Origin of the sequence: Chlorogloeopsis sp. ULAP02, from assembly GCF_038404745.2 — a bacterium.
Taxonomy (GTDB): domain Bacteria; phylum Cyanobacteriota; class Cyanobacteriia; order Cyanobacteriales; family Nostocaceae; genus Chlorogloeopsis.
This window is the reverse complement of record NZ_JAYKTT020000020.1, coordinates 35,527-45,026: the sequence shown is the minus strand read 5'-3', so window position 1 is coordinate 45,026 and position 9,500 is coordinate 35,527. Positions and strand designations below refer to the sequence as shown.

Here is a 9,500-nt window from a genome sequence, read left to right as displayed (position 1 = left end):
TCCAGGAGTCTTTTTAGCAGCCGTCTTTACGTAATCATAAACTGTTAAACTGCTGCTCATCGCTTCACTACCGACTGCCAAGAGCGTACATCTACTTTTTCTGTCAGTTGACGCAATCCCAGTAAAAGCTCTGTGAGGGAATTGGCGAGTTGATAATCCCGCACAAATTCCTCTACATCGAAACTGGCTGGTAGAATGTCGCGGTTAGACTGAGCAGCGGTGAGACTATTGTTAACAAAGGCAAGGCTTTTATCGCCCATTTTGAATAACTTGCGTCTTTCTTGACTACTTAAGGTAATCAGAAAAGGCAGCTTTTGTTGAATTGTCTGAAGTGCTGCTTTGATTTCTTGGATATCTTTTTCTGAAAGGGTGGCGTTGATGTTTTGATAAGCCATGATAAATTTTTTGTGGTTATTTGAGTGGGTAAATGGTTACTTTGCTTTGGAAATGAGTCAGAAAACCATTTGTTGTTATTTTTCCCACCCAGATCGGGCGATCGCACAAGTGAAGTGTATTAAAAGATTTAAAGCTTTTACTTTCATCTGGATGTCAGACAGTAATTTATACAAAAAACCGACTCACAGCACAATTAAAACCAGGCAACAAAGGAGAACTCAATTCATCATTATTTAGCAGTGTTGCAATTAATGTTAACCTTGCATTTTCCCGCCGATAAACTTCAACTTGTTGCAATCGCCAATCTACAATCCAATATTCCTTTACTCCCCGTGAAGCGTAAAGCTTGAGTTTCGCTTCTCTATCCCGACGTTCATTTTCCACACCAGGAGATAACACTTCTACCACTAAATCCGGTGCGCCTGTTAAATGTCCCGCTTCATCAAGCAAAACTGCTAAACGTTCATGACTAGCCCATACTACATCTGGGATAACATTATCAGTTTCCGAAAACAAAATGCCAGGAGTGATACTTGCTTGTCCCAAACCACTTGAACGCGACCAAACCTCAAGTTCTAAAGTGATATTTAAGCAAGTACGTTGATGTTTCCAGTGGGGCGCTCTGGTCATGAATAATTCTCCGTCTATAATTTCATAATGCGTACCCTCGTTTTCAGGTAGGAGGTTTATATCTGTGGTAGTCCAACGCACGCGATCGCTTGCTGTGTGGTTCATAGGAGATCTCCTTTTCAATAACGTGATATTAGACTAACTTTTTTCAAACAATATTGATATTGAAATTTTTCGATAATAAAGATATGAAAGAGAAATTGCCCGAAATGCATGAAATTTTGCAATTTCGGGATCAAACACTCCTACACCGTGCATTAACACACCGTTCCTATGTCAATGAAAATCCCCAAGCAGGGGAACACAATGAACGCCTGGAATTTCTCGGTGATGCTGTGCTCAATTTCTTAAGTGGCGAGTATCTTTATCGTCGTTTCCCAGAAAAGGGAGAAGATGAATTAACTCGAAGGCGATCGGCACTAGTAGATGAGAAGCAATTGGCAAAATTTGCAATTGAGGTAGGTTTAGATTTGCAAATGCGGTTGGGTAAAGGTGCAATTCTCGATGGAGGCTTTAGTAATCCCAATTTACTTAGCAGTACTTTTGAAGCAGTTGTTGGTGCTTATTATCTAGACAATAATTCTGATATTGAGGCTGTTCGTGCTGTTGTCGAACCTTTGTTTGATGCTGTTCCAGAAGATGTGGTTGAGGTTCGTGCCAATGTAGACTCAAAAAATCGCTTTCAAGAATGGGTGCAACGCAATATTACTCCAACTCCTCCCAAATATGTAACAGAGCAAGTAGGAGGTTCTTCTCACGCACCTGAATTTATCGCTAAAGTATTTGTGGGTGAAAAAGTGTACGGAGTTGGCAGGGGGCGCAGCAAGAAAGTTGCGGAGAAGGCAGCGGCGGAAGATGCTCTTGCTAAAGTTAAGGAGAAAGCTTGAGTTTGTTCTCGCAGGTGTTCAGATCCCCCACTTTTAAAAAAAGTGGGGGATCTATAATCTCTCATGGGTCAGGGTGGGATAAAATAGTTTATCTTTCTACTTGCTCGACTTCTTTGGGAACCCCGGCAGTCAAAACCTCATGCCCTGTGGGTGTAACCAAAACATCATCCTCAATGCGAATACCAATACCAACCCAACGCTCATCAATTTCTGGTTGATCTTCCGCAGGCTTAGTATCTGGAACAATATAAAGTCCTGGTTCTACTGTTAGGACTTGCCCTGGTTGCAAAATTTGCGGGTTATCGTCGCCATGTTGGTACACTCCGACATCATGCACATCTAAGCCTAACCAATGCCCGGTGCGATGCATATAAAATGGCTTGTATTTTTCTTCTTCAATTAACTTGTCAATTTCGCCTTTGAGGATGCCAAGTTCTACCAAGCCTTCTGTTAGAACGCGCACGGCAGTATCGTGAACTAAGTTATAGGGTTTGCCTGGCTGTACTTGGGCGATCGCTTGTTTTTGGGCTTCTAAAACTAGCTCATACAGTGTCTTTTGTTCTGCGGTAAATTTACCCCCGACTGGAAATGTACGGGTAATATCTGAGTTGTAATAATTGTAGGCACAGCCAGCGTCAATCAGCAGTAATTCGTTATCCTGCATTTGCCGATTGTTCTCAACGTAGTGCAGCACGCAGGCATTAGCACCAGAGGCGACAATAGAAGGATAAGCTGGCCCCATCGCACCCCGCTTTCTAAAAATATGTTCTATTTCTGCCTGCACTTCGTACTCGTAAAGTCCTGGTGCAGTAAATTTCATGGCATAATTGTGTGCTTCCACGGCAATCTCAGCAGCTTTACGCATCAACTCCAACTCAACTTCTGTTTTAATTAGCCGCATACTATGAAGGATGGGGCCAGTATCTTCAATCGCAATCGGCCCTGTGCCGCGCTTGGGATAAGTCCGCATTAAGGTTTGCCAATGATTGAGGATTTTTTCGTTAAAAGCGCGATCGCGTCCCAAATGGTAGTAAATACGATTTGATTTTTCTAGATACTGCGGCAACTTTTCATCTAATTCTGCGATCGGGTAAGCTTCATCCGCACCATAGATTTCTTTTGCCGCTTCTACCCCACATCGATATCCGCTCCAAATTTCCTGTTCCCTGTCTTTGGGCTGCACAAACAACACAAATCGATGTTCTGGGTGATGGGGTGAGAGAACTGCGACTGCTTGGGCTTCATTAAACCCAGTTAAATAAAAGAAATCACTGTCCTGGCGAAAATTGTATTCGACATCATTGTGCATGACTGCCATTGGCGCACTCCGAAAAATCGCAACACCATGACCAATTTTTGACATCAACACTTCCCGACGCTGCCGATACTCTGTCTGCATAATGTTTTACTGTTTTTACGATCTATTGTGTCATCTATAATTCTTTATGTAATATATACTACAAATATTACTTTTGCTACAGCGATCGCAAGCTAGGGGCTAGGGAACGACGCGTAGACACGGAGAAACTATTAAAAACATTCCCCGCGTTCCCGTGTCCTCTTCATTCCCCGTTCCCTTGTCTGCATCTTAATTTCACTCAGGACTTACGCACGAGTTATGGAATAATAAACCACAGAGTACGCTGAGAACAAGGAGTCAAGAAGATTTGAGAGAAATTTTGCGTAAGTCCTATCACTTTTAACATCCATATAAAAACAGTTGAATAATTGAGAATGTTTATCTAACTAACAATTATCAAAATTAAATAGTTAAATCTCATACTTTCTCTTAAATTGCACTTGAAAATTTTCAAAATTTAGTTAGCTAAAACTAATTTTTTAGCAGAAATATTATAAATATTAAGAAAACATAAAGAAGATGTTTTTGTTATTAAATAACACTTGAATTAAAAAGAAAAAAACAGTTAAAAAGTTTATTACCACTTGTCATAAACACACGCCATGTCGATGCAAGCTCCTACAAAAAGCACATTGGACACAAATCCTCAAAGTACAGTTATTAACGTACCGGATAATCAAAAGTTAGAAACTCAGTCTTACTATCAATCTTCTTCCTCATCTTCAGCATTACCTACTGCTCCGAAGAATCCTAATCCTGCGTTAACCAGTGCTGCAATTTCCGCCGATTTTGACGGTGATGGTAAGAACGACAGGATATGGCGTAATTCTCAAACAGGTGAGGTTGCTATTTGGTTAATGAACGGCAGAGAAGTTGGTGCTACTGATGTTGTCAAGGATGCTAATGGTAATAACATAACTAAGGGTGCAGATTGGGATCTTAAAATTGCTGACTTCAACGGCGATAACAAAACTGACTTGTTGTGGCACAATACTCAGACAGGTGAAAACCAAATTTGGGTGATGAATGGCTTAGTTGCCTCACAAGCTGATTTACAAGCAACTAATGGCTGGACGCCCCTAATAGGAGATTTTAATGGCGATCGCAATACCGACATTCTCTGGCGGAATAATGCCACCGGAGAGAATGCTCTTTGGCAGATGAACGGTACACAGATTGCTTCAGCAGATCTTGTGCAAACAGTCGATACAAATTGGGCAGCTACCATTGTTGATGTCAATGGAGACGGCAAGACTGATGTATTATGGCGAAATAACGCTACAGGTGAAAATGCCGTTTGGCAAATGGATGGCACAAGTATCACCAGCGGAGAGTTTCTACCAACTCTTGACTCAAATTGGGAAGCTAGCGTTGGCTATTTCAACAGCGATTTCCAAACCGATATTCTCTGGCACAACAAGGCAACGGGTGAAAGCAAATTGTGGTTAATGAATGGCACAAGTATTGCTAGTGATACTCCTCTGGCTACAGTTGAAGGTTCTAAACCAATGATTGGTGACTTTAACGGCGATGGAGTAACCGATGTCTTGTGGTACAACCAGCAAACTGGTCAAGGTAAAGTATGGATAATCAGTGATGGCAATGTTGTCACTGAAACCGCTGCGGATGCACCTACCGCAAGCTGGACACCTAGTCTTGGTGATTATGATGGTGATGGCAAAACAGATATGTTCTGGCGTGATCCCAACTCAGGTCAGAATGCCATTGTCATTATGGATGGTACTACAAATCCCCAACCTTCGCTTCTACCTTCAGTTTCAGGTGAATGGTACGATGGTACCCTTCCTAAAGCTTAATAGTGATGCAAATCACGGTTAATGCCTTCTAGTTAAGTAGATTTAGTAGGGGAGCCAGTACGGTGGTGAGCCAGCGCTCTTGGTAGGGTTTCCAACACCACTTGCTTTATGCCGGGAAACCCGTCCACCGCAGTGGCTCCTCCACAGGCGACTGGCGTAGACGCCCGGTAGACAGGCGTAGCCTGGCTTCTCGGAGAGTAGGCGGCTTCTGTAAGTAAGGGTTCCCCGGCATAAAGCACCTGGCGTTGTGTTACGGCTATGTAAGAATTCGAGACTTTAAGAAAGTAATAACTAGCCGTAACCACCTTATCTATTGGGATTGTCTAAACATAGAAGTGCATTTACTACCCGCTGAATTCACAAGAAATAGCGTCATAAAAAGTTGTGTTCAACTATATCTTTTTTTAGATTTAAATGAATACAACTTATTTTTGTCATGCAAAAATTTTATAAGTACTTCAACAAATTAATTACACATTTTTTTGCTGTTTCCTGTTCTGCCAACCCTGTTCTCTTGCTTCCAAGCATAACTTTAATTTTGCTCAACTATTTGTATACAATATTTTGCTGAAGATATCGTTTTTATAGTTTGTCTATTTTTGTGTTTAAAGATACTAGTTTCTCTGAAAAAGTCGAATTTAAATTGTTACTTACATAAACACATGAACAAATACTATATGTTAATTTTTTACAAAAATAATAATCAAAAAAAGGTAGAAACATTATGAATACTGATGACAAACAATATGACTTCCTCTGATACTTCCATAAGTTTGCCTGTAAATACGAATCCATTAAACTATGCTCAACTCTCAACGAACCTGTTTGAGCCTACAACTAATTCAAATTCTGATTTAAGCTTCAGAAGCTCATTGTCATTAAGCCAAGATGAACAGCAAGACGCGATCACGGCAAAAAATGCCAATCCTAATCCCATATTCAGTAATGCGGCAGTTGTGGCTGATTTTAATGGCGATGGTAAGGCTGACAAATTTTGGCGTAACCAACAAACAGGTGAAACTGCTGTTTGGCTAATGGATGGAACAACTCCTATTGGGGCTTTGCTGCCTCAAGTGGACGCAGCCTGGGATTTTGCCTACGCCGATTTCAACCGTGATGGCAAAACAGATATCTTCTGGCGCAATAGAAATAATGGTGAAACAGGCATCTGGCTAATGGATGGCATAAATATTGCTTCTGCTGTGAATTTACAAACCATCAATCCTGCATGGAACTTTGCAATTGCAGATTTTAATGGAGATGGCAGAAGTGATGTTTTTTGGCATAACAATCAAACAGGTGAAAACGCCACTTGGTTGATGGACGGTACAAATATTACTACTGCGGCTTTTCTACCGAGAACTGACTCACCTTGGAATTATAATGTTGTCGATTTCAACGGTGATGGTAAAAATGACATCTTTTGGCGTAACCAAATTACAGGTGAAAATCTAATTTGGTTTATGGATGGTACGAATAGATCGGAGTATGCTCTGACTAAAATGGAGGGATCTTGGGATTTGACTGTTGGTGATTTTAACGGTGATGGCAGAACAGATTTACTCTGGCACAACAATCAAACAGATGAAAATACTGTTTGGTTGATGAATGGTATCTTTATTAGCGCAGGTTCTTTACCGAAATTGGATTCTTCGTGGAAATCTTCTGTTGGAGATTTTAATGGAGATGGCAGAACAGATATCTTTTGGCACAATCAGACAACTGGTGAGAACACAGCTTGGTTGATGGATGGTACATCCATTGGTACCGAAGCTTTTCTACCTCCAACTAATTCATCATGGAAAGCTAGTGTTGGTGATGTTGATAACGATGGCAAGTCAGATATCTTCTGGCGTGACGAACAAACTGGCGAGAACACTATTTGGTTGATGAATGGTACTATTGCTAATGCCGTTCCTGTAGAACAAGTTCCTGTTGAGTGGCAGGTTTATTAGAAGTTTGTAGTCATGGTAATCAAATTGTGTACTGTTGAAGTTTAATTGTGATTCAAATTTTCAGGCAAGATTTCAGAAGGCTGATGGGGCGAACAAGAGTTCGCTCCTTACTAAAACTTAATAACTTCATCACCAATTGTGCCACTATCATTTTTACTTGCGGAGCGGGAAGCGATCGCTCAAATAATAATGCCATAACAAACGCGTAGCTACTGCTCTCCAAGGCTGCCACTTCTCGGCGATAACTTCTATTTCTCTTGGTGAAGGACGATTTTCTAAGCGTTTTACCTTCTGAATTGCCAGTGCTAATCCTAAATCTCCTCTTGGTAAACTATCCGCTCGCCGCAATGCCATGAGTAAATATATATCAACTGTCCAGTCTCCAATACCTTTTATTTTTTTGAGAACAGAACGTACATCCTCATCATGCATTTGATTGAGGGTATCTAAATCAAGCTGCCCTGTAATAATAGATTGTGATAGTAGGCGCCCATAAAGAGCTTTTTGCCTGCTAAATCCGATTTTTTTAATTTGAACATCATCCAGAGTCAGAAATCCCTCTGGAGTAATTGGTGATATAGTTTGCTGCAAACGCTCAAAAACTGCTTTAGCTGATGCGAGAGAAACCTGTTGTTCTAGAATAATTTGAATCAGCGTGGCAAAGCCTGGTTCGCGCACCCAAAAAGGTGGTAAACCACAAGAATTGAGAATCTCTGCTAAATCTAAATCGTTTGAAGTAATAACTTTTAAACCATAAGCAAAGCTATTCTGAGTTAATATTTCTGACACTATCTTCTGACATTATCTATGAAATTTGTATATGCACAGGGTGCAGTGTAACGCACCGCTGTTATGCTAACACGTTAACTAAGTAGTTAGGCAAAATTAAAGTTATGGGTGGAGGCAAGAGAACAGAGAGAACTCTGTAGACGCGTTCGCCGTCAGGCGTTGCGTTAGCTAGCGTCTTCCCGTAAGGATGAGGAGGAATGGGGAACAGGGAACAGTAAAAAATGTGTAATTAATTTTGTTTAGGTACTTATATTTAGAGAGAAGAAATTTTTTGAATGCACTATTGCAAGCAACCAAACATTTATAAAAATCAGAAAAAAATTTGTAATCAGCACCCTGAATTCAAAGTTACACGGAAATGTAAAAAGAAAGCCAGTGTGGAGAACAACACTGGCACAAGTGGATTCGATAGCTCAACATGGGTTTGCTGAACTAACAATAAGATTTCCAGAAAATTATATTTTTATAAAGTTAAATACAACTTTTATGCAACCCTAGACAACTTGTCATTGTCACTACTGATTTGATTATCCAAGCTGCCCAATTGCTCGACCACTTTGTTTAGTTCAAATAGTAGACATAGTAGCTTCAAAGCGAGTTTTGTTGGAGAATATACCACAATGACCGTTAGGTATATAGGTATAATCGCTGCCCAGGACCATTCGGAACAAGTTAGAAGAGAAAGAATTTTGTCAATAAGTCTTTGAGAATAAATATAGGTGCATAAGAATGATAATTGTAATGAAGGTGGAGAGGGCGAGGGAAGCTCGCCCTCTCCACTACTCCTGTTTTTGATTATCATGCTCATACGGGTCTGAGAGAATGATTTGCTCTGTTCAAAATCATGGCAAACTCAATTAATACAAGTAATTGAGCGATTGTAAAAAACCATGAGTAGCAGTCGTAAAACCAATCGAGCTCATGCTAAAAAGAAGCAACGCCCAATGATGGAAGACGAAGTAATTGCTTCTCAACTTGAGCAGTTACTTACACCAGCAATCACTTCACAAGAAAATTACTACCGTCAACTGGGATTAAGAGACAGGATTCTCAACTTACCATTAATGGTAGCGGCAGTGCTAACTCTACTGTGGCCAGACGTGGCGGGAACCACAGAATTAACCAGAATGTTAGCGCGAGAAGGTTTTGTGTGGTGTAAACCTCTTGAGGTGAGCCAACAAGCAATATCGCAGAGATTTCTGACATTCCCAGCGCAATTATTTGAAAGAGTTTTTAAAGATTTAGTCCCAAAATTACAAGATTATTGGCAAAGAAGAAGTAGGCGAAAAGTCCCCCAAAGTGTTCAATTCACTAAGTCAAAATTTGAAAAAATTTGGATCTTTATCATTTTTATGTTGCTCATCAAAAAGGTAAGGCAACTGACCCTATCAAATACTTTGCTGCACCAGAAAATCAAGATTTAGGCATTGTTAAACGACAACGAAAACCAAACATGAAGCTCATCGTTGCTCCCTTCCCTGAGCAACAACGAGGCACACCTGAATTTTTCTTTCAGCCACCTTCTCAAATCCCCTTGACAACTGCCTCACAACCTTAACTTGTGACCAATGGCCCAGGACTGGGTTTTCAGGAGGTCTATTGATGATGACAAGGTATAAAAAGAAAAACCGCCAGGGCAACATATCCACTGGCGAAAGGTAAGCAT

The 9,500-nt window shown here is 40.6% G+C and carries 7 protein-coding genes and 2 pseudogenes; 4 read left to right on the top strand and 5 right to left on the bottom strand.

The annotated features are described in order from the left end of the window. Both U2718_RS09935 and U2718_RS09930 read right to left on the bottom strand, forming a co-directional pair. A pseudogene (locus tag U2718_RS09935) lies at positions 1–395 on the bottom strand (hypothetical protein); the annotation flags it as partial. A 166-nt stretch (positions 396–561) separates the two neighbouring features. Then, positions 562–1,131: a Uma2 family endonuclease gene (locus tag U2718_RS09930; protein ID WP_341998248.1), complete on the bottom strand. Its 570-nt coding sequence runs from the start codon at positions 1,129–1,131 to the stop codon at positions 562–564. 104 nt (positions 1,132–1,235) lie between these two features. On the opposite strand from U2718_RS09930, the gene rnc reads away from it, so the two are divergent. Continuing rightward, the gene (gene rnc / locus U2718_RS09925; protein ID WP_341998257.1) at positions 1,236–1,913 is read left to right on the top strand and encodes a ribonuclease III; all 678 of its coding nucleotides are present in this window, start codon (positions 1,236–1,238) and stop codon (positions 1,911–1,913) included. An 88-nt stretch (positions 1,914–2,001) separates the two neighbouring features. Here rnc and U2718_RS09920 read toward each other — a convergent pair whose 3' ends face one another. After that, positions 2,002–3,312, bottom strand: coding sequence for an aminopeptidase P N-terminal domain-containing protein (locus U2718_RS09920; protein WP_341998245.1), 1,311 nt, complete (start codon positions 3,310–3,312; stop codon positions 2,002–2,004). 563 nt (positions 3,313–3,875) lie between these two features. Here U2718_RS09920 and U2718_RS09915 point away from each other — a divergent pair. Further along, positions 3,876–5,090, top strand: a complete 1,215-nt coding sequence (locus tag U2718_RS09915; protein WP_341998244.1) for a VCBS repeat-containing protein — start codon at positions 3,876–3,878, stop codon at positions 5,088–5,090. 32 nt (positions 5,091–5,122) lie between these two features. Here U2718_RS09915 and U2718_RS09910 read toward each other — a convergent pair whose 3' ends face one another. Beyond that, on the bottom strand, positions 5,123–5,395 hold the full coding sequence (locus U2718_RS09910) for a hypothetical protein (RefSeq protein WP_341998242.1): 273 nt from the start codon (positions 5,393–5,395) through the stop codon (positions 5,123–5,125). A 441-nt stretch (positions 5,396–5,836) separates the two neighbouring features. Between U2718_RS09910 and U2718_RS09905 the strand changes: the two genes are divergently transcribed. Beyond that, positions 5,837–7,045, top strand: coding sequence for a VCBS repeat-containing protein (locus tag U2718_RS09905; protein WP_341998256.1), 1,209 nt, complete (start codon positions 5,837–5,839; stop codon positions 7,043–7,045). Positions 7,046–7,198: 153 nt separating this feature from the next. Here U2718_RS09905 and U2718_RS09900 read toward each other — a convergent pair whose 3' ends face one another. Next, on the bottom strand, positions 7,199–7,834 hold the full coding sequence (locus U2718_RS09900; protein WP_341998240.1) for a DNA-3-methyladenine glycosylase 2 family protein: 636 nt from the start codon (positions 7,832–7,834) through the stop codon (positions 7,199–7,201). 944 nt (positions 7,835–8,778) lie between these two features. Here U2718_RS09900 and U2718_RS09895 point away from each other — a divergent pair. After that, positions 8,779–9,392 (top strand): annotated as a pseudogene (locus tag U2718_RS09895) (hypothetical protein). The last annotated feature ends 108 nt before the right edge of the window (positions 9,393–9,500 follow it).